The following is a 25,672-nucleotide window of genomic DNA, read 5'->3' on the forward strand; positions in this document are numbered from 1 at the left end:
GCACAAAAAACCGGACCGCAAGAAACTTGGGCCCGGTGATTGATTCTATACGTTGCCGGCGACGGGCCTGGGCACCCTGTCGATATAGCGGTTATAGGGATGGCGTTATGAGCCTGCAAGGGCGCGCTGCGCGTGCCGATTGTGGGCCGATTGCGGGAAATGCGGCATCGGTTTCCCTGGGGGGCAAGGTGCTTTCTACAATGCCAGGATGTTCCCGATCGATCTGCTCGACGGCACCTCCGGTGCCGCGCCCGCCCCCAACTCCCCTTTGCTGACCCACCTCAATGAGGAGCAGCTCGCTGCCGTCACGCTTCCGGCCGGCCACGCGCTGATCCTGGCCGGCGCGGGCTCGGGCAAGACGCGGGTGCTGACCACGCGCATCGCCTGGCTGCTGCAGACGGGCCAGGCCACGCCGGGCTCCATCCTGGCCGTGACCTTCACCAACAAGGCGGCAAAGGAAATGCTGGCCCGCCTGTCGGCCATGCTGCCTTACAACGTGCGCGGCATGTGGATCGGCACCTTCCACGGCCTGTGCAACCGGCTGCTGCGCGCCCACCACCAGGCGGCAAAGCTGTCGTCCACCTTCCAGATCCTGGACACGCAGGACCAGCTGTCGGCCGTCAAGCGCCTGTGCAAGCAGTTCAACGTGGACGACGAGCGCTTTCCGCCCAAGCAGCTGCAGTACTTCATTGCCGGCTGCAAGGAAGAGGGCATGCGCCCCGGCGACGTGGTGGCCAATGACCCGGACACGCGCAAGAAGGTCGAGATCTACCAGCTCTACGAGGAACAGTGCCAGCGCGAAGGCGTGGTCGATTTCGGCGAGCTGATGCTGCGCTCCTACGAGCTGCTGCGCGACGACGCCGCGCTGCGCGCCCACTACCAGCGGCGCTTTCGCCACATCATGGTGGACGAGTTCCAGGACACCAACAAGCTGCAGTACCAGTGGCTCAAGCAGCTGGCGGGCGACATGGTGGATGGCCGCCTGCAGGCCACGGGCAGCGTGATCGCAGTGGGCGACGACGACCAGAGCATCTACGCCTTTCGCGGTGCGCGCGTGGGCAACATGCAGGACTTCGTGCGCGAGTTCGACGTGCGCCAGCAGATCAAGCTGGAGCAGAACTACCGCTCCTACAGCAACATCCTGGACTGTGCCAACGCGCTCATCAGCCACAACAGCCAGCGCCTGGGCAAGAACCTGCGCACCACCCAGGGGCCGGGCGAGCCCGTGCGCATCTACGAAGCGCCCACGGACATGGCCGAGGCGCAGTGGATGGTCGAGGAAATCCAGCAGCTCGTGAAAAAGGACGGCTGGCAGCGCCAGGAAATCGCCGTGCTCTACCGCAGCAATGCGCAAAGCCGGGTGATCGAATCGCAGCTGTTCAATGCCGCCATTCCCTACCGCGTGTACGGTGGCCTGCGCTTTTTCGAGCGCGCCGAAATCAAGCATGCGCTGGCCTACCTGCGCCTGCTGGAGAACCCGCACGACGACACCAGCTTTCTGCGCGTGGTGAACTTCCCGCCGCGCGGCATCGGCGCGCGCAGCGTGGAGACGCTGCAGGACGCGGCGCGCAGCGCGGGCTGCTCGCTGCACGATGCCGTCTCGGCGGTGCCGGGCGCGCCGGGCACCAAGCTCGCAGGCTTTGTCGCCAAGATCGACGTGCTGCGCGAGCAGACCCAGGGCCGCACGCTGCGCGAGATCATCGAGGCCATCGAGGAAGAAAGCGGCCTGCTCGAGCACTACCGCAACGAAAAGGAAGGCGCCGACCGCATCGAGAACCTGCAGGAACTCGTGAACGCGGCCGAGAGCTTTGTCACCCAGGAAGGCTTTGGCCGCGACGCCGTGGCCCTGCCGCTGGACGAGCACGACGGCGCCAGGGCGCTGACGCAAAGCCCGGCCAGCCAGGGCCTGGACCCTGCGCTGCCGCTGCTGGACACGCCGCTCACGCCGCCGGCCGGCGCCGTGGCCGGCATGGTCGATGCCGATACCGGCGAGACACTGTCGCCGCTGGCCGCCTTCCTGACGCACGCGGCGCTGGAGGCTGGCGACAACCAGGCCCAGGCCGGCCAGGACGCCGTGCAGCTGATGACCGTGCATGCCTCCAAGGGGCTGGAGTTCGACGCCGTCTTCATCGGCGGCGTGGAAGAGGGCCTGTTCCCGCATGAGAACGCCATGATGGACCGCGGCGGCCTGGAGGAAGAACGCCGCCTGGCCTATGTGGCCATCACCCGCGCGCGCAAGCGCCTGTACCTGAGCCATTCGCAGACGCGCATGCTGCACGGGCAGACGCGCTACAACGTCAAGAGCCGCTTCTTCGATGAGCTGCCCGATGAGGCGCTCAAGTGGATCACCCCCAAGCAGGGCGGCTTTGGCAGCTACGCGCCCCGCCCCGGTGGCGGCGGTGGTGGCGGCTATGGTTCACGCGATCGCGGCGGCTTCGGCAACAAGGCCGAAGGCTGGCGCAGCGAGGTCTTCGCCAGCCCTCCCGTGCCGCCGCAGAAGGTCGCTCCGGGCCACGGCCTGCGCGTGGGCCTGAACGTGTTCCACAACAAGTTCGGCGAAGGCAAGGTGCTGGCCCTGGAAGGCACGGGCGACGACGCGCGCGCCCAGGTCAGCTTTGGGCGCCACGGCACGAAGTGGCTGGCGCTGTCCATTGCCAAGCTCACGGTCGTGGAGTGAGGCGCGGGCTGCCGCGCCCGGCGTTCAGGGCTTGACTTCGAAGCTCAGCGTCGTGGTGTGGCGCACGTCGGTGTATTTCTTGCCGTCCAGCGTGACTGAGCCGTTGTCCACGCGCGCCGTCACCTCCAGCACGTACAGGCCCGGGAAGTAGGGCTTGAAGCTCACCGTGCCGTCCTGCGATGGCGTGAGCGTGCGGTACCAGCCCTCGCTGGTCTGCACGTTGACCTGGCTGGCCGCGACCTTGCGGCCCTTGAACACCAGCTGGAACGTATCGCCGCCCGCCGTGGTGGGCACCAGCTCCAGGTCGTTCACGGCCTTGGTGTCGTTGCGGCCGAAACGGGCCTGGTAGTAGGTCAGCACGCCATTGGCGCCGGGGCGCGTGGCGGCGATGCGCACATCGCCCTGGCCTGCGTCCGCGGTGAAATGATTGGCGTCGGCCTTCAGGGGAAGGCTCTTGCCGTCGGGCAGGACCTGCTTGGCGTCTTCCAGGGCCGGCAGCTGTTCCAGCGGCTTGCGCAGCTCTCCGGCATAGGCCCGGGCCTGTCCTGCGTCCTGCTGCAGCCAGAGATAGTCGGCATGCGCGGCCGGCACCGCCAGTGCGGCGGCGGCGGCCAGCCATGCGGCGGTGCTGCGAAGGATGCGGGAAGGTTCGGTCATGGAGTCTCTCCTGTGGTGTGGCTCTGCGTGCGCCTGCCGGGCCTTGAGAGGCGTGATCCGGCGGGGCTGAAGATGGTGCGATGGCGGGCGAGCGACGCCGCAATGCATCAGAAATTATAGCGATCAGGTGAGAATGACTCTTGTTTTGCACGCTAAGAGTCGGGTTCATGACATCCATGCAATTGCGGCGCAGACATGCAAAAAGGCCATGGAAATCCATGGCCTTTATGTGGCGGCGTCACTCGCCGCAGGGCGGCGGGGCGACGGGGCGCTATGGCGGCGGTCAGGCCGACAGCTTGGGCTGGGCCGCGGTGCCGGTCAGGTAGCCGACGGCGGCGCCGAACTTGCCGCGATAGTTGGCGCTGATCAGCGGGTCCAGCGTGGGCTTGACCACGTTGTGGATGGCGCCCCAGTCACCGGCGTGCTGGAAGTTGCTCATGATGTAGGTCCAGCCGTTGATCTCGTCCACGGCATGCAGGCCGGTGGATTCGCCGCCGGCGGGAATCGACATCAGGCGCGACAGCTGCTTGGTGTCGATGTTGTAGGCCCACAGGAAGTTGTTCACGTGCTGGCCACTGTCCTCGCCGATGAACAGGGTGCGCATCTTCTCCGAGAACTTGAGGTTGTCGGGATTGCAGATCTTGTTCGGGTTGCCGGTGTTGCCCAGCGCGTCGGCGCTGATGTCTTCGCCGGCCAGCAGGGCCTTGGTGTCCACGGGCATCCACTCGCTGTTGATGGCGGCGCCTGCCGTGTCCTTCTGGCCGCCGCGCAGGTTCAGTGCCATCACGGCGCCGGCCTTGAGCTGCTTGGGGATGGACACGCCGTTGCCGGCCACGTTCAGCGCGTCACCGGCCACCATGGATTTTTCGCAGTTCTGCAGGGCCGAGTAGGCCACCTTGTCCTTGGCGTTGACGGTCGTGCCTTCCATCTTGGTGAAGCCCATGCTCGCGCCCTTGAAGGCGGCGTAGCGGTGGGTTTCCAGGAAGGCGGCGGCCTTGTCCATGCCGGGGTTGATCTTGATCCACTCGACCTTGCCGTTGGCCGTGATCTTGGTGTAGCTGGCGTCGCCCGGATCGGTCTTGGCCACGGTCATGATGTCCGTGGGCTTGAGTGTGTTGGCCAGTTGCTCGATCTCGGCGCTGGTGGCCGAGCCCAGCTTGATCCAGGTCAGCGCGGCGGCGCTGCCCGATGCGGGGTCGATGGAGAAGCCCGCGCCCACCTTGGCCACGTACAGCGAACCCGAGGACAGGTCCTTTTCCTTGTCGGCCACGAAGACGAAGTAGCCGCTGTTGGTGGCGTCGTCGCCCATCAGCGCCGTGCGCTGGTCGGGCATGACCTGGACCAGCTCGTGCGAGATGCGGCCCATGCAGAAATGCTTCTTGATGCTGGCCGTGCCGTCCGCGTTGACCGTCACTTCGGGCATGTGGCCGTAGTGGTAGGGGTTGGCCTTGGTCTGGTCGCCATACAGGTTCTGGCTGAAGGCCAGCAGCTGGGCATTGCCGGTGGCGAAGGCGTCGGGCTCGTACTCTTCGCTGGACAGGTGGGTGCCCCAGGGCGACAGGCTGGCGCCGCAGGTGATCCACAGGCCGTGCACCTTGGAGGTGTCCACGTTGTGGTATTTGACCAGGCTGAGCTTGCCGGTGGTCTGGTCCTGGTCCAGCGTCAGCACGGCGATGGGCGAGGGCAGCTTGCCGTACATGTCGGTCTTGCCATCCTGCGCCCAGGTGGTGTATTCGAACTGCACCACGGCGAACACGGGCTTGCCCTTGACGCCGTCCACCTTGGCATTGGGCACGGTCAGCAGTGAGGTGCCGTCGGGCGAATCGGAGAAGAAGTGGCGCTCGCTGCCGGCCACGGTGCGGTCGATGATCTTGTTGTTGTTGATGTCGTAGTAGCCGCCGGCCAGGATCTTGCCGCCCTTGCCGTCGGACACTTCATCGCCGGTGACGAAGAAGGGCTGGTAGCCCAGGTCGAAGCTCTGCTCGCTGTTGTCGCTGAACTGCACCTTGAGCTGCGAGGCCACGGTCATCCTGGCCATGGCCTGGGGGTTGGCCAGCGTGGGCGCTGCCATGGAGGTGAAGCTGGCCGCCACATAGTTCTTCGCGGGGCCGTCGTCACCGCCGCCGCAGGCGGTCAGCAGGCCGGTGGCGGACACGGCGGAGCCGAGCGGCAGCAGGGGGGCGCCGGTCAGGAATTGCAGCGCCTTGCGGCGGGAGAGCATCGTGGATTGGGACATGGGGCTTCCGTTATGGGTTTGTCAGCGTCAACCCATCGGGGGCGGGATGGGCCGGGATGCCGCCGCGCACTCGCTGGCTTGACATCCGCACGGCATGCTAGGCAGCCGGTGTGACAGAGCGATGGCATCCGCATGACGAAACCGTGACAGCGTCATATGACAGCCGCCAGGCGAGGGGTACCAGGCGATGCGGCCAGTCAAAAAAACAAAGAAGAGGCACGAAGAGGGAGCCGAAGAAGGGCCCGAAGAAAGGTCCAAAGAAAAAGCCCCTTGAAAGGGGCTTTGTGGGGTGCAGTGGCGAAGCGCTCAGCCGGACAGTCCGGGCGGCGCAGGCGGCGCAGGCGGCTCGGTGCCGATGGCGTCGCTGCCATCGCTTTCATCGGGCGCTGCAAAGCAGTCGCGGAAGGTGAAGACAATGGAGGTGAAGAACATGGCGGCCAGCAGCATGGCCGTGCCGATCATCAGGCCGTTGGCAATGCTGCCCAGCACCTGGGCCAGCACGGCCGAGATCAGGGCCATCACGATGCCGGCCACGATGAACACGCCCATCCAGCTCAGGCCGAAGACCACCAGCGCGCCGATGTTGCGCACACAGGCCACCAGGCTGAAGAACACGGCCTTGACCGGCGGCACGTTGTGCCAGTGCACCAGCCCCGGCGCGTGCCAGAACAGCAGGGACAGCGGCAGGTACAGGCCCATGCTCAGCCACATGGCGGCCTGGAAGTCGGGCGACTCGGCGATCTCGCGCGTCAGCGGCTCGCCGCCCAGGTAGACGTTGGCAAACTGGCCGTCGTCCACCAGCATGGACAGGCCCATGATCAGCAGGAAGCCTGCCGCATACATGGCGCCCAGCGTGAGCATGGAGTTCAGGCGCTGGCGCCCGGTACGAAAGGCCACCAGCAGCAGGGCCGGCGTGGGCGCACGCCCGTGCGATGCCTCGGCCGCCGCCACCATCATGGCCAGCGAGGTGGCCGGCAGCAGGCCCAGCGCGATCACGGGGCCGATCAGCGGCAGCACCGTGACCAGCGACATGGCCGCCATCGACAGAAAGAACAGTGCCGCCAGTGCCAGCGGCTGCTGGCGGAAGGTGCGGATGCCCTGCTGCACCCATTGCAGGCCGGTACGGGCGGGAACGATGAGAAGTTTCATGGGGTGAGGAAGTCGGGGCGCCTGGATGGGGCATGGCCTCTGGCATGGGCCGCGCCGCTGGCGCCCGAACGGGGACTGTACCCGAGGACGCGCGGCCCGTGGACCGCAAAGCCCTCTGTCGGCCGCGCTGTGGCGGTCTTCGGACGTCAGTCCAGCGCCACCGGGTGGGCCAGGCGCTGGCGCAGCACGCGCTCGAAATGGGTGGGGTCGTGGGGAACGAGCATGGAGGCCTCGCGCGGCAGGTGGAAATCCCACAGGCGGGAAATCCAAAAGCGCAGCGCGCCCGCGCGCAGCATGGGGTTGAACAGCTCGCGCTCGGCTGCTGTCAGGGGGCGCACCGACTGGTAGGCGTCGATCATGGCCCTGGCCTTGGTGGCGTCATGGGCGCCGGTGGCGTGTTCGATGCACCAGTCGTTGAGGCACACGGCCAGGTCGAACAGCCAGCTGTCCACGCCTGCGAAGTAGAAGTCGAAGAAGCCGGTCAGGCGCTCGCCATCGAACATCACGTTGTCGCGGAACAGGTCGGCGTGCACGGGGCCGCGCGGCAGCGCCGCATACGCGGGCGAGGCGGCCACATGGTTCTGGAAGGCCAGCTCGGAGCGCAGCAGGTCGGCCGTGGGTGCGTCTATGTGCGGGATGACCGTGGGCACGGTCTCGTTCCACCAGGGCAGGCTGCGCAGATTGGGCTGCTGGCGATCGTAGTCGCGTCCGGCCAGGTGCATGCGCGCCAGCATCTCGCCCACGGCGGCGCAGTGCGCGGGCTGGGGCGCCAGCTCGCTCTTGCCGGGCAGGCGGTTGACGATGGAGGCCGGCTTGCCGCACACGCTCAGCAGAATGTCGCCGCTGCGCGTCTCGGCCTGCGGGTCGGGCACGGGAATGCCGGCCTGCGCCAGGTGCTTCATCAGGTACAGGTAGAAGGGCAGTTGCTCGGCCGTCAGGCGCTCGAACAGCGTCAGCACCCACTCGCCCTGTTCGGTGGTGAGAAAGTAGTTGGTGTTCTCTATGCCGCCCTGGATGCCGCGCAGCTCCTTGAAGGAACCCAGGGACATGCGGCGCAGCAGCTCGCGCGCGTCTTTGTCGGAGACTTCGGTGAAAACGGCCATGTTGCATTGCCGGCCTTCAGGGCGCGGCGGAAATCGTTGTCGTCAGATATGGAAAGAGGGCAGCGCCGTCAGGTGCTGCCCCCTGGGATGCCGCCGGGCCGGGGCCCGGACAGTCCGGTGAGGATCAGAACTTCTTGAGGTTCCAGACGCGCGTGCCGTTGGTGCCGTCGCCATCGCCGCGGTTGCGCGAGGAACGGGCGCCGTCGTTGGACTGCACTTCATACGAAGGCATGTCGCCGACCTTGGGCTGCACGGTGATGCTGCGGGTCTGGCCGCCCACGCGCAGCTCGTCAACGCGGCTGCCGCCATCTTCCACATGGATGTGTTCCACGCGCTGGTTGGTTCGGTCGCGGCCCTCGGGCTTGGCCGTGTCCGGCGCGGTCTGCTCGGTCGCCGCCGCAGGAGCGGTGGAGGCAGCCGGGGCAGGCGTGGGGTTCTGGGCCAGCACGGAGCTGGCGGCCAGGGTCAGGAAGATGAAAAGTGGAGCGGCGCGCATAGGCTCCATTGTAGAACTTGCAGCGGGCGCTGTCCCGCCCTGTCACCCTGCCGGCGCGTGCACAATCGGCGCATGAGCAATTCCAAGACCCTGGTGCTGATCGACGGCTCCAGCTACCTCTACCGCGCCTACCACGCCATGCCGGACCTGCGCGCCGAGCCCGGCAACCCGGAAAGCCCTGCCACGGGCGCCATCCGCGGCATGATCAACATGCTCCAGGCGATCAGGAAGGAAGTGGCGGCCGACTACGCCGTCTGCGTGTTCGATACCAGCGGACCCACCTTCCGCGACACGCTCTACCCCGAATACAAGGCGCACCGCTCGCCCATGCCCGACGATCTGCGCTCGCAGATCGAGCCCATCCATGAAGTGGTCCGCCTGCTGGGCTGGCCCGTGCTGGCCATCCAGGGCGTGGAGGCCGACGACGTGATCGGCACCCTGGCCAAGACGGCCGCCGCCCAGGGCGTGAACGTGGTGATCTCCAGCGGCGACAAGGACCTGTCCCAGCTGGTGGACTCCCACATCATGGTGATGGACACCATGAGCGGCAAGCGCCGCGACGTGGCCGGCGTGACGGCCGAGTTCGGCGTGCCGCCCACGCAGATGATCGACTACCAGGCCCTGGTCGGCGATGCCGTGGACAATGTGCCCGGCGTGTCCAAGGTGGGCCCCAAGACGGCCGTCAAGTGGCTGGCCGAGCACGGCTCGCTCGACGGCCTGATTGCTGCGGCCGACGGCATCAAGGGCGTGGCCGGCCAGAACCTGCGCGATGCCATCGCCTCGGGCCAGCTGGCGCTGAGCCGCCAGTTGGTCACCATGAAGACCGACTGCGACCTGACCGCCGAAGTGCCCACCCTGCCGGTGCTCGACGCGCTGGCGCCGCGCGAGCCCGATACCGCGCCGCTGCGCGACTTCTATGAGCGCTACGGCTTCAAGGGCCTGGCGCGCATGCTCGGCGGTGCCGCGCCCGAGCCCGATGCGCTGGAAGCCGTCAAGGCCGGCCGCAAGCCAGCGGCCAAGCCGCGTGCCGACCAGTCCACGGGCGACATGTTTGCCCAGGAGCAGGCCGAATCCGACGACGCCACCACCGAGGCCGAGGCCGTCCAGCAGCGTCCGCTGGACTATGACGTGGTGCTGACCTGGGAAGCGTTCGACCAGTGGCTGGCCAAGATCAACGCCGCCGAACTCACGGCCCTGGATACCGAAACCACCTCGCTGGACGAGATGCGTGCCGAGATCGTGGGCATCTCGCTGAGCGTGGAGCCCGGCGCCGCTGCCTACATCCCCCTGCGCCATGCCGGCCCCGACGCGCCAGAGCAACTGCCGGCCGACGAGGTGCTGCAGCGCCTCAAGCCCTGGCTGGAGGATGCGGCCCGGCCCAAGCTGGGCCAGCACGTCAAGTACGACCGCCATGTCTTCGCCAATGCCGGCATCGAGGTGCAGGGCTATGTGCACGACACCATGCTGCAAAGCTATGTGCTGGAAGTGCACCGCCCGCACGGCCTGGCCAGCCTGGCGCTGCGCCACACCAACCGCACGGGCATCAGCTATGAAGACCTGTGCGGCAAGGGCGCCCACCAGATCCCGTTCGCCCAGGTGCCCGTGGACAAGGCTGCCGCCTATGCCTGCGAGGATGCCGACCAGACCCTGGATGTGCACCGCGTGCTGTGGCCGCAGCTGCAGGCCAACGACGGCCTGCGCGGCGTCTACGAGCTGGAGATCGCCACCAGCGAGGCCCTGTTCCGCATAGAGCGCAACGGCGTGCTCATCGATGCCGCCACGTTGGCCAAGCAGAGCAACGACCTGGGCCAGCGCATCGTGCAGCTGGAGCAGGAGGCCTATGACATCGCGGGCCAGCCCTTCAACCTGGCCAGCCCCAAGCAGCTGGGCGAAATCTTCTTCGACAAGCTGGGCATGCCCGTGGTCAAGAAGACGGCCACCGGCGCACGCAGCACCGACGAAGAGGTGCTGGAGAAGCTGGCCGAGGACTATCCGCTGCCCGCCAAGCTGCTGGAGCACCGCAGCCTGTCCAAGCTCAAGGGCACCTATACCGACAAGCTGGCCCAGCTGGCGCTGCCGCGCACGGGCCGCGTGCACACGCACTACGCCCAGGCCGTGGCCGTGACGGGGCGCCTGTCCAGCAACGACCCCAACCTGCAGAACATCCCCATCCGCACGCCCGAAGGCCGGCGCGTGCGCGAGGCCTTCATTGCCGCGCCCGGCCATGTGATCGCCAGCGCCGACTACTCGCAGATCGAGCTGCGCATCATGGCCCACCTGTCGGGCGACGAGTCCCTGCTGCGCGCCTTCCACGAAGGCCGCGACGTGCACCGTGCCACGGCATCGGAAGTCTTCAACGTGGAGCTGGAGCAGGTCAGCAGCGAGCAGCGCCGCTATGCCAAGGTCATCAACTTCGGGCTGATCTACGGCATGAGCAGCTTTGGCCTGGCCAAGAACCTGGGCATAGAGACCAAGGCCGCGGCCGCCTACATCGACCGCTATTTCCAGCGCTATCCGGGCGTCAAGCGCTACATGGACGAGACGGTGGAATTCGCGCGCGACCACGGCTACGTGGAAACCGTCTTCGGCCGCCGCCTGTACCTGGTGGACATCAACGGCGGCAGCGGCCCGCGCAAGAAGGCGGCCGAACGGCAGGCCATCAACGCGCCCATGCAGGGCACGGCGGCCGACCTGATCAAGAAGGCCATGGTGGCGGTGCAGGCCGAGCTCGATGCCAGGCAGTCCGAGGTCCGCGTCATCATGCAGGTGCACGACGAACTGGTGTTCGAGCTGCCCGAAGGCGAGTCGGACTGGGTGCGCACCGAGATCCCGCGCCTGATGGCCGGCGTGGCCGACCTGAAGGTGCCGCTGCTCGCCGAGGTGGGCCTGGGACCCAACTGGGACAAGGCACATTGAGCTTCACGCAGGCATCGTAGACTTGGCCGGTTCTCAACTACCACCAAGGAGAGATGCATGCGTGACGATCAGCAGCAAGACCTGAAGGCCCTGGTTCCGGGGCGCAGCAGCGAAGAGGGGCCTACGCGGCGCCTGGCATTGCAGACGGCCCTGGGCCTGGGCTATGCCGCAGCGGCCACGCCGCTCATGGCGCAGACCGCCATCTCCACGCCGGCCGACGGCCTGACGGCCGGCGAGGTGCATTTCACCGTGAACGGCTTCAAGGTGCCCGCCTACCGCGCCGCGCCCGCGGGCAAGAAGAATGTGCCCGTGGTGCTGGTGATCTCCGAGATCTTCGGCGTGCACGAATACATTGCCGACACCTGCCGCCGCCTGGCGCGTGCCGGCTACCTGGCCATTGCCCCCGATCTGTATGCGCGCCAGGGCGACCCCAAGACCTATACCGACATCGCCAAGCTCATGAGCGAGCTGGTCTCCAAGGTGCCCGACGAGCAGGTCATGGCCGACCTCGACGGCGCCGTGCAATGGGCCGGCACGCAGGGCGGCGATACGGCGCGCGTGGCCATCACGGGCTTTTGCTGGGGCGGGCGCATCACCTGGCTGTATGCGGCCCATGGCCCGGTCAAGGCCGGCGTGGCCTGGTACGGCCGGCTGGAAGGCGCCAAGACGGCGCTGCAGCCACGCCATCCGCTGGAGCTGGTCTCCAGCCTCAAGGCGCCGGTGCTGGGCCTGTATGGCGGGCAGGACACGGGCATTCCGCTGGAATCCGTGGAGCGCATGCGCGAGGCGCTCAAGCAGGGCTCGGCAGCGGCCAAGGCCTCGGAGTTCGTGATCTACCCGGAGGCGCCGCACGCCTTCCATGCCGACTACCGGCCCAGCTACCGCGAGCAGGCTGCGCGCGACGGCTGGCAGAAAATGCTGGCCTGGTTCAACAAGAACGGCGTCGCGCCCTGAGCTTTTTTGCGCAGGGGGGCTTGACAGCTTCTGTAGGCTGAAACCGAGGGCACCCGACACCGTGGCCTGCTTCCTTCATGGGATCGCAGGCCACGGCTGCGATGGGTCCTGTCTTTCTGCGAGAATTCGCGGGTTTCGCCTGCAAGGGCATACGGTTGAAGCACAAATCGCTATGACATTGGTAGCAATCATTCTGGCCACCCTGGCCGCCGGTATTGGCAGCGTCTGGGTGGCCGCGTTGTTGATGGGGCTGGGAGGCAATCGCTCGCCGGGCATGATGCCGCAGCGGCTGTTGAGCCTGGCGGCGGGCGCGCTGCTGGCCACGGCCTTCATGCACCTCTTGCCCGAGGCCTTCGAGAGCGAGGCCGGGGCGCATGACCTGTTCGTGACGCTGCTGGTGGGCCTGGTGTTCTTTTTCCTGCTGTCCAAGGCCGAGCTGTGGCACCACGGGCATGAGCACGGCGCGCCGCCGGCCCATGAGCACGAACATCACGATCACCAGGGCCACACCCATGACCATTCCCATGATCACCATCACGGCCACCGCCACGGCGGCTGGGCCGTGCTGACCGGCGACAGCGTGCACTGCTTCGGCGATGGCGTGCTGATCGCCTCCGCCTTCATGGCCGACATGCGCCTGGGGCTGATCGCGGCGGTATCGGTGCTGGCCCACGAGGTGCCGCACCACATGGGCGACATCGTGGTGCTGCGCCAGTCCAGCTCCAACCGGCGCGTGGCGCTGATCAAGGTGTCCATGGCCGGAGCCGTGACCACGCTGGGCGGCATTGGCGGCTATTTCCTGGTGGGACAGCTGCAGGAACTGCTGCCGTACTTCCTGGCCGTGGCCTCCAGCAGCTTCATCTACGTGGCGCTGGCCGACCTGATTCCCCAGCTGCAAAAGCGCCTGAGCGCGCGTGAGACCGTGGCCCAGGTGGGCTGGCTGATGCTGGGCATCGTGCTGGTCACCGTGGTCAGCCGCGCGGCGCACGCGCACTGAGGCTGATGTTGAGGCTGAGGCGCGGGTCCTAGCCTGCGCGGGCCTCCTGGGGTGCCGGCCCCAGCAGGTCGGCGTAATCCACCGCGTACTTGATGAAGGCCGCATGGCCGTCAATGCGCAGCTTGCGGCGCAGGTGCAGGCGATGGGTTTCCACGGTACGCACCGAGGTGCCCATGAGCGCGGCGATTTCCTTGTTGGAGCGGCCCTCCGAGATCCACTGCAGCACGCTGGCCTCGCGCGGCGTGAGGGCGCGCCGGGGCCCGGAGGCGCTGCCGTCTTCCTCGGCCACAGGTTGCAGGCCGGGGCTGAAATACAGGCCGCCGGCGTAGACCCGGTCTATGGCCTCGATGAGCTGCTGTGCAGGCGCGTCCTTGAGCACATAGCCGCGTGCGCCCAGCGCCACGGCGCGGCGCACGTATTCGGGATCCTCATGCATGGACAGCACCAGCACGCGCACCAGCGGGAACTGATCGCGGAACAGCGCGGCCAGGTCGATACCGCTGGCGCCCGGCATGCGGATGTCGGTGACCACCAGGTCGGGCGACAGCTCGCGGGCCAGCGGCAGGGCCTGGTCCACGCTGGCGGCCTCGCCCACCACACGGATATGGTCCGTGGCCTGCAGGCGCATGGACACGCCGTCGCGCACGAGAGGGTGGTCGTCCACCAGGAGGATGCGGATCATGGGGTTCATGCAGCGGCCCGTGGGAGTTCGAATTCCGGTGAGGGAGACAGCGGCATGCCGCCATCGCGGTAGAGCACGGCGACCAGCCGGGTGCCCCGGCGCCCCGAACTGATGGACAGATGGCCGCCCAGGCCTTCGATGCGCTCGCGCATGTTGCGCAGGCCGATGCCGCCCTGGCGGTCGCGCTGCACGCGGCGCATGTCGAAGCCCTGGCCGTCGTCGCTGACCTGCAGCACCACGCGGCGGCGCTGAAAGTGCAGGCTGACATCGATGCGCGTGGCCTGGGCATGGTTTTGCGCATTCGTCACGGCCTCCTGGGCCACGCGGAACAGGGCCGTGGCATGGCTGGGCGGCAGAAAGCGCGTCTCGCCCCGGCAGCCGAACTGCATGCGCAGGCCGTCCTCGGCCTGCATCTGCTGGCTCATCAGCGCCAGGGCCGGTGCCAGGCCCAGGTCGTCCAGCAGGGCGGGGCGCAGGCCGTGGGAGACGCGCCGTATCTCCACCAGTGCGTGGTTGAGCTGCTCCAGGCCCTGGTCCACCATGCGCTGGGCCGTGGCCGGGTCCTGCGCGGCCAGCCGCCTGAGCTGGGCCTGGGCCGTCTCCAGCAGGAACTTGGAGGAGACCAGCACCTGCACCACGCCGTCATGCAGGTCGCGCGCCACGCGCGTGCGTTCCTCTTCCTGCGAATGCACCACGCGCTGGGCCAGCCGCTGCAGCTTGTTGCTGGACACGCGGTGATCGCTGAGATTGAACACCAGCCCCGCCACGCCGATGAGCACGATGCACAGCGCCGCAATGCCGAAGATGCGCCAGCGCGTGGCCGCGATGTTGGCCTGGGCGCTTTCGTCGATCTGGCGCAGCGCCTGCTCCACATCGTCCAGGTACAGGCCCGTGCCCAGCGACCAGCCCCATTCGGGCACCGTGGCCACATAGGCAAGCTTGGCCTCGGTACGCAGCGACGACGGTTTTTGCCACTGGTAGCGCACCAGGCCGCCGCCGCTGCGCGCGGCGTCCAGGATGATCCTGGCGGGTCCTGCGCCGCCGGGGCTGTTGGGATCGCACAGGTCCACGCCCGACAGGCCCATCTGGCGCGCATCCAGCAGCACGTTGCCGTGTTCGTCGTAGACAAAGAAGTAGCCGTCCTCGCCGAACTGCATGCGCGACAGCATCTCCAGCGCCTGGCGCCGCTGCACGGATTGCTCCTCGCCGCTGGACTTGATGCGCGTCAGCGCCGTGGTCGCCAGCTGGACGTAGTGGCGCAGCTCCGTCTCCTTGCTGTGCAGGTAGGCGGTCTCGACCAGTTCCCGTTCCTGGTGGGCCAGCTCCAGGGTCTGGTGCTGCACGGTCGCCGCGACCAGGCCCAGGGCGAGCGCGATGGCGGCAATCGACAGAAGTGCAAGTTTCAGCGGAAGTTGCATGGAAGCCTGTGTGGGGTGCACCGACGATCTTTTCCGCCCAGTGGCCGGGCCTTGTCAACAGGGCTTGCGCGCATGCCGCCAGCGCCAGGGCGGCGGCCTTTGAATGGCAGGCGCTGTATTTTCCAATGGCCTGCGCGCCCCGTATATCCACGCAGATTCACGCGCGCGTGAAAAGGCGTTTGAATATCCCAAGGGAAACACCATGGAAAATAGTTTTTGGGTGCGAAACAATATCCCATGGATACTGGAAATCCGAGATGCATTTTCTTGGTGCGTACTCCCCTTTTTGGGGTTTTGGATAATCGTTTTGCCGTATTGTGGTGCGCCGTCCCTCTGATGCCTGATGTGCTGCTTGCTGTTGAGCAGATTCCGTGCCAAACCATTGTTTTCAAAGAATGTTGAAGGGCTGCGTAGCACTGCGTGGGTCCGTGTGCGTAGTGGTGCGTAGGGGAAAATTCATTATCGAATGCCCCAGATCCCTGCCTAGAATTTCTCCGTGAAATCACGAATTCGAATCATTTTGTATCGATGATTCAAGTCACCTCTGAGGACTGGGCTAATGGTGACAAAGTGTTTCCATAACGCCAATGCAGTAATGCGTGGCACGGCAGTGGCAGCTTGTATTTTTGTTTGAGAAGGGCAATACCATGGATATTCGAACGAACCTGGGGCGCATGGCGCTGGCATGCGGGGTGGCGGTGGTGGCGGCGGCGCTGGTGGGTTGCGCTGCGCCCAACAAGCGCGAGGTGCTGTCCACCACGCAGATCTACCCGGCCATCGGCCCGTACTCGCAGATGGTGGCGCATGGCAACACCATCTACTTCTCGGGCGTGCTGCCGCTGAACGCACAGGGCACGGCCATCCAGGGCGCCACCATCGAAGAGCAGACGCGTGCCGTGCTCGACCACATCGGCGCCAAGCTCAAGTCCCAGGGACTGGGCTATGAGGATGTGCTGTCCACCTCGGTCTTCATGAAGGACCTCAACGAGTTCGCCGCCATGAACAAGGTCTATGGCGAGTACTTCAAGACCGGCGCCCCCGCTCGGGCCACGGTGGAGGTGGCGCGCCTGCCGCGCGATGTGAAGATCGAAATCTCGGCCATCGTCGGCCGCCGCTGACCGCTTGCGCAACGACAGGAGGACCGCATGAACGCACGACACCCCCAGATCGCGGCCGAGCAGGCCACATCCCTGACCGCCACTGCGGCCGCCGGCGAATCCGGCTATCCCGCGCGCTGGACTTCCAAGCGCCGCGACTTCCTGCGCATGCTGGGCTACGGCACCGGCGCCGCCACGCTGGGCCCGCTGCTGGCCGCCTGCGGCAGCGGCAACGCCCAGACCTCGGCGGCCGCGCTGCGCGAGCAGCTCATGCGCGACGAAGCCTTCTGGACCGACGTGCAGAGCATGTTCATCCTCAAGCCCGAGAAGACCTACATGAACATCGGCACGGCCGGCTCCATGCCCAAGCTGGTGCTCGACGTGTTCGATACCGAAAACCGCAAGAAGGCCGCCGACTCTGGCAACGGCTACAGCAACCTGCTGGACCTGCGCAAGCAGGTGGCGCCGGGCTTTGGCGTGGATGCCGACGAACTGGCCTTCTCGGCCAACACTTCCTCGGGCATGTGCCATGCCATCCTGGGCATCGACTGGCAGCGTGGCGACGTGGTGGTCACCACCAACCACGAGCACGGCGGCGGCGACACGCCCCTGAAGATCGCCCAGGACCGCTACGGCATCGAGGTCTCGCGCATTGCGCTGCCCGTGGGCAACAACCAGACGGCGGCCACCTACGTGAACCTGTTCGACGAGCGCATCCGCGCGCTCAAGGCCCAGGGCAAGCGCGTGCGCGCCATGATGTGGTCCTCGCCCACCTACAAGACCGGCACCATGCTGCCCATTGCCGACCTGATGGGCGTGGTCAAGGCGCATGGCCTGATCAGCATCGTGGACGGCGCCCACCTGCCGGGCATGATGGCCTACAACTATGCGGAGCTGGGCATGGACTTCATGTCCGGCGCGGGCCACAAGTGGCAGTGCGGCCCGGGCTCGACGGGCATCCTCATCATCCGCAACAAGATGCGCGCCTCCAACCCGCTGCCCCTGCCCAAGTGGTACCCGGTGCACACCAGCGCCTACCCGGCGCTGGAGCGCACGACCACGGCCAAGGAGACCTACGACATCGCCGCCTCGGTCACCTCCTGCGGCAGCGTGCACACGCCCATGTTCATGGCGCTGGCCCAGGCCTGCGCGCAGTGGGACAGCATCGGCCGCAAGAAGATCGAGACCTATGACCTGACGCTGTCGTCCTACCTCAAGGAAAAGATCGTCGAGCGCTGGGGCGTGGACTCGCTGTACTCGCCCAAGGACGATCCCAAGCTGCTGTCGGCGCTGACCTGCTTCAACCCGTTCCAGAACAAGGACGACGTGATGAACGGGACCAAGTCATCGACCTTCGTGGCGCGCATGCTCAGCGACTATCCGCAGGGCTTCGTGATCCGCAACTCCAACTTCCCCGTGATCGGCGCGGCGGCAGACCACTACGGCGTGCGCGTCTCCACGCACCTGTGGCATGACGCGCGGGACGTCGATCTGCTGGTGGATGCGATGTGGGATCTGTCTAGAAAGATGGCTTGACCCCCTGAGCCGCTTCGCGGCTTCCCCCTTCTCGCTTCGCGGAGGGGGACGACACCCTCGCTGCGGGGCGGCGCGGCCGGCATAGGCCCTTGCTCGGAGTCCCTCGCGTTGGGCCATGCTTGTGTTGGGGGCGTGCTTTCTGGCGCAGGGGGCTGTCTTGGGCCGGGCTTCTTGAGCCCTGCGCCTCAGCCGGGCTGTCCTTCGTCGCGGATGGCGGCGCGGACCTGGGGGAGCTGGCGGCGCGAGACCATGAGCAGTTCGGGGATGCCGTGCAGGCGCAGGGCCCAGCCTTCGCCTTCGGTGGGGTCGTCGTGGCGTTCCAGGGCGCGCAGGGCGCTGCGGGCCACCAGCGCGTTGCGGTGCACGCGCAGCAGGTGGTCGGCGTGGCGGGTTTCCAGGTCGGCCAGGGCGCCGTCGAGGATGTAGCTGCGGCCCACGGTGCGCACGGTCACGTATTTCTGTTCGGCCTTGAGGTAGAGCACTTCGGACAGGGGCAGGCGCACGGTGGTGCCCCGGTCCTGTATCAGCAGCACGGGGCCGCTGTCGCGCTCGGCCGTCTGGTGCACCGCCGTGCGTGCGGCCTTGGCCAGGGCCTGCTGCAGGCGCTCGCGGCGCACGGGCTTGGTCAGGTAGTCGGCGGCGTCCAGGTCGAAGGCCTCGACCGCATGGCCGGCATGGGCGGTGACGAAGACCACGGCAGGCGGCAGCGGCAGGCGGCGCAGTGCGTGCGCCAGGGCCAGGCCGTCCTGGCCCGGCATGTGGATGTCCAGCAGCGCCAGTTCCACGGCGCGCGGGCCCGGCGCCTGCAGCACGGCCATGGCCTGGCGCGCGTCTGCCGCTTCACTGACCTGGTGCGGGCCGGTGCCCGTGCAGGCTTCCACATCGGCCAGCAGGGTGCGCAGTCGCGCGCGGGCCAGGGCTTCGTCGTCAACGATCAGGATGTGCATGGTCCTTCTTCTTCGATACGGCCTTCGTGGGGTGGCTGGCAGGCGCAGCCAGCGGCAGGCTGATGCGCACCACGAAATGGCCCTTGAGCGTGCGCGCCGTGAGGTGGGCCTGCAGGTCGTGCAGCAGCGACAGCCGGGCGCGCACATTGGCCAGCGCAATGCCGTTGCCGCGCGTGCCAGCTGCGCTGGCGGAATCGATCTCGGTGGGCAGGGTGTTGGTGATGCGCACCTCCACCAGATCGCCACGGCGCTCGGTGCGCACCTGCAGCTTGCCGCCGCGTGCGCTGGGCTCCACGCCATGGCGTATGGCGTTTTCCACCAGCGGCTGCAGCAGCAGCGGCGGCAGCAGGGCGCCGTGGGCGGCAGGGTCCAGTTGCCAGCGCACCTGCAGCCGTTCGCCGAAGCGCACCTGCTCGATGGCCAGGTAGCGCTGGGCCAGCTCGATCTCCTCGGCCAGCGTGGTCGTGCTGTGCGGCTCGGCCAGCGCGTAGCGGAACAGGTCGCTGAGGTCTTCCAGCAGGGCCTCGGCCTTGGCGGGCTCGGCACGCACCAGTGCGATGGCGCTGTTGAGCGTGTTGAACAGGAAATGCGGACGTATGCGCGACTGCAGCTCGGCCAGCCGCGCCTGCGTGTCGGCGGGGGTGTGGCCGCGTGCGCGCAGCACCAGGGCGGCTACCAGCAGGGCCGCCAGCAGTCCGCCGGACATGGCGCTGGCCAGCCAGGGGGCGCTGGTGCCGCCGGCCAGTTGCAGCATGGCGCAGGCATACAGCCCGGCCGCCATGCCCAGCAGCACGCCGGCCGCGTACTGCCCGGTGGACGGCAGGCGCTGCAGCGGATGCTTGAGCAGGCAGGCCGCCACCAGCCAGACCAGGGTGCCGGGCAGGCTGGCGCCGGTCAGCAGGGCCATGTTCTCCAGCCACTGCAGCAGCGAGTCGGCGCCGAACATCGCAGCCGTGGCCGCCACGGCCTGCACGAAGAGCACGGCGCGCAGCACCACGCCGACGTTGCAGGCGTCGAAGACCAGCGCCGCAGGCAGGGGCGAAGGGGCGGTGGTGGGGGTCGGCTGGGTCGGCAAGGGGCGGCAGGTAGTGTTTCGGCGGGTGGGGTTCGCGCCGCATGCCCGGATTATGGTCATGCCGGGCGGGCCTGCACAGCGGTCACACCGCCCATGCAGGCCCCTGCACGGGCGTGGCGCCGCCCAGGTCGATAGAATCTTCGCTTCCTGCCCGCGCGGGGGGCGTGCCGCCCACCGCCTGCACCGCCTAATCGAAGATCGCGTCCTCACATGTCTGCCAATCAACCAACGTCCGCCTCGCACAACCAGCTCGACACCAAGGCCCAGGCCTGGTCCGCTCTCTTTGAAGAGCCGATGAGCGATCTGGTCAAGCGCTATACCTCCAGCGTGTTCTTCGACAAGCGCCTGTGGCAGGCCGACATCACGGGCAGCCTGGCGCATGCCGAGATGCTGGCGGCCCAGGGCATCATCGCCGCCGCCGACCACGAGTCCATCCGCAAGGGCATGGCGCAGATCACGCAGGAAATCGAGTCCGGCCAGTTCGAGTGGAAGCTCGACCTGGAAGACGTGCACCTGAACATCGAGGCCCGCCTGACCCAGCTGGTCGGCGACGCCGGCAAGCGCCTGCACACGGGCCGCAGCCGCAATGACCAGGTGGCCACCGACGTGCGCCTGTGGCTGCGCGGCGAGATCGACCTCATCGAAGGCCTGCTCGGCGAGCTGCAGCTGTCCCTGGTCGAAGTGGCCGAGAAGAACGTGGACGTGATCCTGCCCGGCTTCACCCACCTGCAGGTGGCCCAGCCCGTGAGCTTTGCCCACCACCTGCTGGCCTATGTGGAAATGTTCAAGCGCGACGCCGAGCGCATGCTGGACCTGCGCCGCCGCGTCAACGTGCTGCCGCTGGGCAGCGCGGCCCTGGCCGGCACCACCTACCCGCTGGATCGCGAGCGCGTGGCCCGCACCCTGGGCATGGAAGGCGTCTGCCAGAACTCGCTGGACGGCGTCAGCGACCGCGACTTCGCCATCGAATTCACCTCGGCCGCCAGCCTGTGCATGGTGCACGTGAGCCGCCTGTCCGAAGAGCTGATCATCTGGATGAGCCAGAACTTCGGCTTCATCCGCATCGCCGACCGCTTCACCACGGGCTCGTCGATCATGCCGCAGAAGAAGAACCCCGACGTGCCCGAACTGGCACGCGGCAAGACCGGCCGCGTGGTCGGCCACCTGATGGGCCTGATCACCCTGATGAAGGGCCAGCCCCTGGCCTACAACAAGGACAACCAGGAAGACAAGGAGCCGCTGTTCGACACCGTGGACACCCTGAAGGACACGCTGCGCATCTTCGCCGAGATGATCGGCGGCCAGGCCGACCCGGCCACGGGCGGCAAGAAGGGCGGCATCACCGTCAACGCCGAAGCCATGCGTGCCGCCGCACTCAAGGGCTACGCCACCGCCACCGACCTGGCCGACTACCTGGTCAAGAAGGGCCTGCCCTTCCGCGACGCGCACGAGACCGTGGCCCATGCCGTCAAGCTGGCCTCGCAAAAGGGCGTGGACCTGACCGAGCTGCCGCTGGCCGAACTGCAGGCCTTCAACCCCGGCATCGAGGCCGATGTCTTCGAGGCGCTCAGCCTGGAAGGCTCGCTCAATGCGCGCAACACCCTGGGCGGCACGGCGCCGGCTCAGGTGCGCAAGCAGCTCGCAGGCCACCAGGCGCGCTTGAATGCACGCCTGAACGCACGCCTGGGCTGATCCCCCCGTTCGCCGGAGCCGCGCCATGACATCTTCCCGCCGCCAACTGCTGACCGGGGCGCTGCGCGCCGCCGGCGCAGTGACTGCCGTTGCCGCCTCGTCGGCCCTGGCTCCGCTGGCCTGGGCACAGCCCGGGCAGGCCATCCGCATCCTGGTGGGCTTTCCGCCGGGCGGCGGCACGGATGCCATCGCACGCCTGCTGGCCGACCGGCTCAAGGACGTGCTGGGCACCACGGTGCTGGTGGACAACCGCCCCGGCGCGGGCGGGCAGATCGCGGCGCAGCAGCTCAAGGCGGCTGCGGCCGATGGTCACACGCTGTTCCTCACGCACGACCACACCATCTCCATCCTGCCCCAGGTGGTGAAGAAGCCGGGTTTCGACCCTGGCCATGACTTCGTTCCCGTGGCCGGCTTTGCCACCTTCGTGAACGCGCTGGCGGTCTCCGCCAACACGCCGGCGCGCAACCTTGCCGAGTATGTGGAGTGGGTGCGCCAGGGCGCAAAGCGCGGCAGCATCGGCATTCCCGCGCCCGCGTCCACGCCGGAATTCCTGGTCAGGCTGCTGGGCGAGCACTACAAGCTGGACCTGGTGGCCGCGCCCTACCGGGGCAGCGCGCCCATGCTGGCCGACATGCTGGGCAACCAGATTCCGGCCGGCATCGCCTCGGTGCAGGACTTCATGGAAAACCACAAGGCCGGCAAGCTGCGCGTGATCGGCGTGCTGGGTACGCGCCGCCAGGCCACCATGCCCGAAGTGCCCACGCTGGCCGAGCAGGGCGTCAAGGGCTTCGAGGACACGCCCTACTACGGCATCTACGCGCCGCGCGGCACGCCCCAGGCCTTCATCGACCGCTTCTCCGCCGCCGTGGCCACCGTGCTCAAGCAGCCCGATGTGCACGAGCAGCTCACCGCCCTGGGCCTGACCGTGGGCCACATGCCGCCCGCACAGCTGGCCGAGCGCGAGCAGGCCTATACCCAGGTCTGGAAACGCATCATCCAGACCAGCGGCTTCCAGCCGCAGTAAGCGCGCGTCCAGCGGTCCCGCATGTTCTACGCGATTCCGCTGGAGGACCGGCCCCGCTGGAGCAATCCGCCGTGGATGACGCTGCTGATCATCCTCGTGAACGTGCTGGTGTTCTTCGGGCCGCAGCGCTCCGAGGAGCGTGCCCAGCAGGCGGCGGCGCAGTTCTATGCCGCCAGCGCGCTGCCGGGCATCGAGTTGCCGCGCTTCGTGGACTGGCTGCAGCGCACGGATTCGCCCATTGCCAAGCAGGCGAAGGTGCTGCAGAAAAAGGGCCTGGTCAAGCCGCTGCTGCAGCGCATGGAGCAGGAGCCCGCCTTCCTGGCGCTGCTGCGCAGCGGCCAGATCGTTGTGGCCAGCGATCCCCTGCACGGGCAGTGGCAGACGGACCGCAGCCGCTACGAGGCCTTGCAGCCGCCGCCCTTCACCACGCGCTGGGCGCAGGACTATGGCGAGGACGCGCCGCTGCGCCCGGTGACCTGGATCACGTCGGCCTTCCTGCATGCCAGCACGGGCCATCTGGTCGGCAATATGCTGTTTCTCTTCATGTTCGGCTTTTCGGTGGAGCTGGCACTGGGGCGGGCCACCTATCTGCTGTTCTATCTGCTGGGGGCCGTCGGGGCTTCGCTGCTGTCCTCCTGGGTCCATGGGGGTGCGGGCGTCTATGGTCACGGGCTGGGCGCTTCGGGCGCGGTCGCAGCGCTGATGGGCATGTACGCCGTCATGTACCGGCTGCGGCGCATCCGCTTTTTCTACCAGTTGTTCTTCTACTTCAACTACGTCACGGCACCGGCCCTAATCCTGTTGCCGGCCTGGATTGCGAATGAAGTGCTGCAGCACTTCTTCAGCGGCCGGGGCGTGGACTACATGGCCCATCTGGGCGGTCTGCTGACGGGCGCAGCCCTGATGGCCCTGCATCTGCGCCGCAAGCCACGGGCGGCGGTGGTGGGCCGCCATTCGGCGCCGGACGATGGCTTCGACACGCATGTCGCCAACGCGCGACGCCTGGGCCAGGCGCTGGACATGGAGGGCGCCCTGCGCGCCTGGCGCGCCGCCGCCCAGCTGCGGCCTGCCGACACCGAGGTGCTGCGCGCCTGGTTTGCCGCAGCCCGCTATGCGCCTGCCAGCGAGGACTTCCACCGTGCGGCCCGGCGCATCTTCAGGCTGCCGGCCCGTGATGCCGCCACCCTCGCCTGGCAGCACGCCAGCTACCGCATCTACCTGGACCTGGCCCGCCCAGGCGCCAGGATCGCGCCCGAGGACATGGCCAGGCTGGTGCGCCGCTTCACGCGTGCCCGTGCGTTCGACGATGCCGAGAAGCTGTGCCACGCGCTGCTGCAGGCAGCACCCGGCCAGCCGGGCCTGGGCGAGACGCTGTGCCTGCTGGTCAACGGCCTGCTGCAGCAGGGGCTGGCACAGCGCGCCCGCGCCTGGCTGCCACAACTGCAGCGCTGGGCGCCCGATGAGGCCGTGACCCGGCTGTTGCTCGACGGGCAGGCCCGGTCCCAGGCCACGGCGTGATCAGTGCGGGGCCGGGCGCGGGTCCGGTCCCTGTTCCGGTTCCGGGTCACGCAGCAGCCACCGCACCTCCTGCGTGGCCTCGCTGTCGGGATGGCGCGCCTGCAGCGTGGCCAGGATGCCCTGGGCCATGTCCCGGCGCCCGAAGCCCTGCAGCATCAGGCGCGCCGCCAGTTCATAGGCATGGGGCACGGCGGCATGGCCCTTGAAGCGTTTGTCGAAGCCCGAGATCAGGGTCAGCGTCGCCTGTGCATCGCCCGCGCGCCAGGTGCTGCGCGCCAGGGCCAGTGTCTGGTCGGCATCGTCCAGCGCAAAGCTCGCTTCCTTGGCGCGGCAGGCCTGGAACACCTTGAGCGCCTCGGCGGTCTGGCCCTGGCGCAGCAGCAGGGCGATGAAGCGCCGGCCGTGGTCCAGCAGCGTGGCCGTCTTGTCCGACAGCAGCAGCAAGCGGTGGTAGCGGCGCTGGGCATGCGTGTCGTCGGGGTGGGTGCGCTGGTCCTCGTAGGCCAGGCCCAGCGCGGCGGCCAGGTCGCCAGCGGCCACGTGCTCGGCCACGTCCTCGTCCAGCTGCTGGCGGGCGATCTGTTCGGGCGTGCGCGCAGGCGCCCCGTCGGGCCCGCTGTCTGCCTGGGGCACGGCGTCGATGCCCAGAGCCTCATGGTGCTGGTACATCACATAGCCCAGCAGGCTGGCCATGACCCAGCCGAAATAGATCATGGCGAAGTTGAACAGCGGCAGCAGGATCAGCCCGCTGAACAGCGGCAGCAGCAGCGACATGGCGATCTGCGCACCGCTGCTCAACAGAAACAGAAAAAAGCACAACAGCGCATAGGGCTTGCCTATGATGCGCACCGTGTCCAGGATCAGCAGCGGATTGAGTGCGGAGAAAAAGCCCGTCGTCTGCACCAGCACGATGATGCTGGCCGGCAGCAAAAAGGACAGCAGCAGCAGGGCCAACTGCGCCATGCCCAGGCTCACCCGCGCACACCAGCCGACGATGATGCCGTGCACCACCAAAATGGCGAACAGCTTCCAGGGCAGATGGGTCCAGTCCGGGTCCAGGTGGCGAGGATAGTCCGCAGCGCGCGATATGCCCTGCGAACCCAGCGCTGCCACCTTGAAACCATAGCGGCTGGCGGCCAGCAGGATACCGATCTGCACCAGCCCGATGGCCAGGGGTGCGGGCAGGAAGAACAGCGCCTTGAACAGCAGGCTGCCCAGCGACAGCAGCAGCGCATAGCCCAGCGGCTGTGACTGGAACGGAAAGGCGAAGAACTGGTTGATCCGGTGCCAGAACGGCTGAGGCACGGCAACGTGGTTCGGCTTCATGGACGGACTCTCTCCCTGTGTTGTATCCGCGCAGTATAGGCAGCACGCTGTATGTAGTCTGACGGGGCCTGTGGTGGGAGGTGAGCCCTGTGATTGCACGGATATGACGTGTTGATGCGCCGATGTCTTACAGACGGATACACCGCAGACCCGGTTCCGGGCACCCGCAGCA

At 67.5% G+C, this 25,672-nt stretch carries 19 protein-coding genes; 9 read left to right on the forward strand and 10 right to left on the reverse strand.

Going from position 1 to position 25,672, the window contains the following annotated elements:
* The first annotated feature begins 208 nt into the window (after positions 1-208).
* Positions 209-2,677, forward strand: coding sequence for a UvrD-helicase domain-containing protein (locus DELCS14_RS06440; RefSeq protein WP_013800940.1), 2,469 nt, complete (start codon positions 209-211; stop codon positions 2,675-2,677).
* Between the two features lie 24 nt (positions 2,678-2,701).
* Here the strand turns inward: DELCS14_RS06440 and DELCS14_RS06445 are convergent, their stop codons facing one another.
* From DELCS14_RS06445 to DELCS14_RS06465, 5 genes are all read right to left on the reverse strand, one after another.
* The gene (locus DELCS14_RS06445; RefSeq protein ID WP_013800941.1) at positions 2,702-3,334 is read right to left on the reverse strand and encodes a hypothetical protein; all 633 of its coding nucleotides are present in this window, start codon (positions 3,332-3,334) and stop codon (positions 2,702-2,704) included.
* A 283-nt stretch (positions 3,335-3,617) separates the two neighbouring features.
* Positions 3,618-5,570, reverse strand: a complete 1,953-nt coding sequence (locus DELCS14_RS06450; RefSeq protein ID WP_013800942.1) for an alkaline phosphatase PhoX — start codon at positions 5,568-5,570, stop codon at positions 3,618-3,620.
* Positions 5,571-5,876: 306 nt separating this feature from the next.
* Positions 5,877-6,719, reverse strand: a complete 843-nt coding sequence (locus DELCS14_RS06455) for a BPSS1780 family membrane protein (RefSeq protein ID WP_013800943.1) — start codon at positions 6,717-6,719, stop codon at positions 5,877-5,879.
* A 146-nt stretch (positions 6,720-6,865) separates the two neighbouring features.
* Positions 6,866-7,822 (reverse strand): homoserine kinase, encoded by a 957-nt coding sequence (locus tag DELCS14_RS06460; RefSeq protein ID WP_013800944.1) that lies wholly within the window; start codon positions 7,820-7,822, stop codon positions 6,866-6,868.
* A gap of 124 nt (positions 7,823-7,946) precedes the next feature.
* Positions 7,947-8,318 (reverse strand): hypothetical protein, encoded by a 372-nt coding sequence (locus tag DELCS14_RS06465; protein WP_013800945.1) that lies wholly within the window; start codon positions 8,316-8,318, stop codon positions 7,947-7,949.
* A gap of 72 nt (positions 8,319-8,390) precedes the next feature.
* On the opposite strand from DELCS14_RS06465, the gene polA reads away from it, so the two are divergent.
* From polA to DELCS14_RS06480, 3 genes are all read left to right on the forward strand, one after another.
* On the forward strand, positions 8,391-11,234 hold the full coding sequence (polA, locus tag DELCS14_RS06470; RefSeq protein WP_013800946.1) for a DNA polymerase I: 2,844 nt from the start codon (positions 8,391-8,393) through the stop codon (positions 11,232-11,234).
* Between the two features lie 57 nt (positions 11,235-11,291).
* Positions 11,292-12,188: a dienelactone hydrolase family protein gene (locus tag DELCS14_RS06475; RefSeq protein WP_012207122.1), complete on the forward strand. Its 897-nt coding sequence runs from the start codon at positions 11,292-11,294 to the stop codon at positions 12,186-12,188.
* Between the two features lie 172 nt (positions 12,189-12,360).
* Positions 12,361-13,185, forward strand: coding sequence for a ZIP family metal transporter (locus DELCS14_RS06480; RefSeq protein ID WP_013800947.1), 825 nt, complete (start codon positions 12,361-12,363; stop codon positions 13,183-13,185).
* A 28-nt stretch (positions 13,186-13,213) separates the two neighbouring features.
* Here the strand turns inward: DELCS14_RS06480 and DELCS14_RS06485 are convergent, their stop codons facing one another.
* Positions 13,214-13,876, reverse strand: a complete 663-nt coding sequence (locus DELCS14_RS06485; RefSeq protein WP_013800948.1) for a response regulator transcription factor — start codon at positions 13,874-13,876, stop codon at positions 13,214-13,216.
* On the reverse strand, positions 13,873-15,285 hold the full coding sequence (locus DELCS14_RS06490) for a cache domain-containing protein (RefSeq protein ID WP_012207119.1): 1,413 nt from the start codon (positions 15,283-15,285) through the stop codon (positions 13,873-13,875). The genes DELCS14_RS06485 and DELCS14_RS06490 overlap by 4 nt, the downstream gene beginning before the upstream one ends.
* 647 nt (positions 15,286-15,932) lie before the next feature.
* Between DELCS14_RS06490 and DELCS14_RS06495 the strand changes: the two genes are divergently transcribed.
* Together DELCS14_RS06495 and DELCS14_RS06500 are read left to right on the forward strand one after the other, a co-directional pair.
* Positions 15,933-16,403 (forward strand): Rid family detoxifying hydrolase, encoded by a 471-nt coding sequence (locus tag DELCS14_RS06495; protein ID WP_013800949.1) that lies wholly within the window; start codon positions 15,933-15,935, stop codon positions 16,401-16,403.
* 27 nt (positions 16,404-16,430) lie between these two features.
* Entirely contained in the window at positions 16,431-17,918 is a 1,488-nt protein-coding gene (locus DELCS14_RS06500; RefSeq protein WP_012207117.1) for an aminotransferase class V-fold PLP-dependent enzyme, read from the forward strand.
* Positions 17,919-18,103: 185 nt separating this feature from the next.
* Here the strand turns inward: DELCS14_RS06500 and DELCS14_RS06505 are convergent, their stop codons facing one another.
* Positions 18,104-18,865 carry a LytTR family DNA-binding domain-containing protein gene (locus tag DELCS14_RS06505; protein ID WP_012207116.1) on the reverse strand — a complete coding sequence of 254 codons (762 nt, stop codon included), beginning with the start codon at positions 18,863-18,865 and terminating at the stop codon, positions 18,104-18,106.
* A complete protein-coding gene (locus DELCS14_RS06510; RefSeq protein WP_013800950.1) occupies positions 18,846-20,000 on the reverse strand; it encodes a histidine kinase in 1,155 nt (384 codons plus the stop codon). The genes DELCS14_RS06505 and DELCS14_RS06510 overlap by 20 nt, the downstream gene beginning before the upstream one ends.
* Positions 20,001-20,150: 150 nt before the next feature.
* Here DELCS14_RS06510 and argH point away from each other — a divergent pair, with 150 nt between their 5' ends.
* The 3 genes from argH to DELCS14_RS06525 are packed head-to-tail and all read left to right on the forward strand — an operon-like array spanning position 20,151 to position 24,174.
* On the forward strand, positions 20,151-21,632 hold the full coding sequence (argH, locus tag DELCS14_RS06515; protein ID WP_012207114.1) for an argininosuccinate lyase: 1,482 nt from the start codon (positions 20,151-20,153) through the stop codon (positions 21,630-21,632).
* Positions 21,633-21,657: 25 nt separating this feature from the next.
* Positions 21,658-22,656: a Bug family tripartite tricarboxylate transporter substrate binding protein gene (locus tag DELCS14_RS06520; RefSeq protein WP_013800951.1), complete on the forward strand. Its 999-nt coding sequence runs from the start codon at positions 21,658-21,660 to the stop codon at positions 22,654-22,656.
* Between the two features lie 21 nt (positions 22,657-22,677).
* Positions 22,678-24,174, forward strand: a complete 1,497-nt coding sequence (locus DELCS14_RS06525) for a rhomboid family intramembrane serine protease (RefSeq protein ID WP_013800952.1) — start codon at positions 22,678-22,680, stop codon at positions 24,172-24,174.
* On the opposite strand, the gene DELCS14_RS06530 is transcribed toward DELCS14_RS06525, so the two are convergent.
* The gene (locus DELCS14_RS06530) at positions 24,175-25,500 is read right to left on the reverse strand and encodes a hypothetical protein (RefSeq protein ID WP_013800953.1); all 1,326 of its coding nucleotides are present in this window, start codon (positions 25,498-25,500) and stop codon (positions 24,175-24,177) included.
* Positions 25,501-25,672 lie beyond the last annotated feature (172 nt).

This window comes from Delftia sp. Cs1-4, from assembly GCF_000214395.1.
GTDB lineage: Bacteria > Pseudomonadota > Gammaproteobacteria > Burkholderiales > Burkholderiaceae_C > Comamonas > Comamonas acidovorans.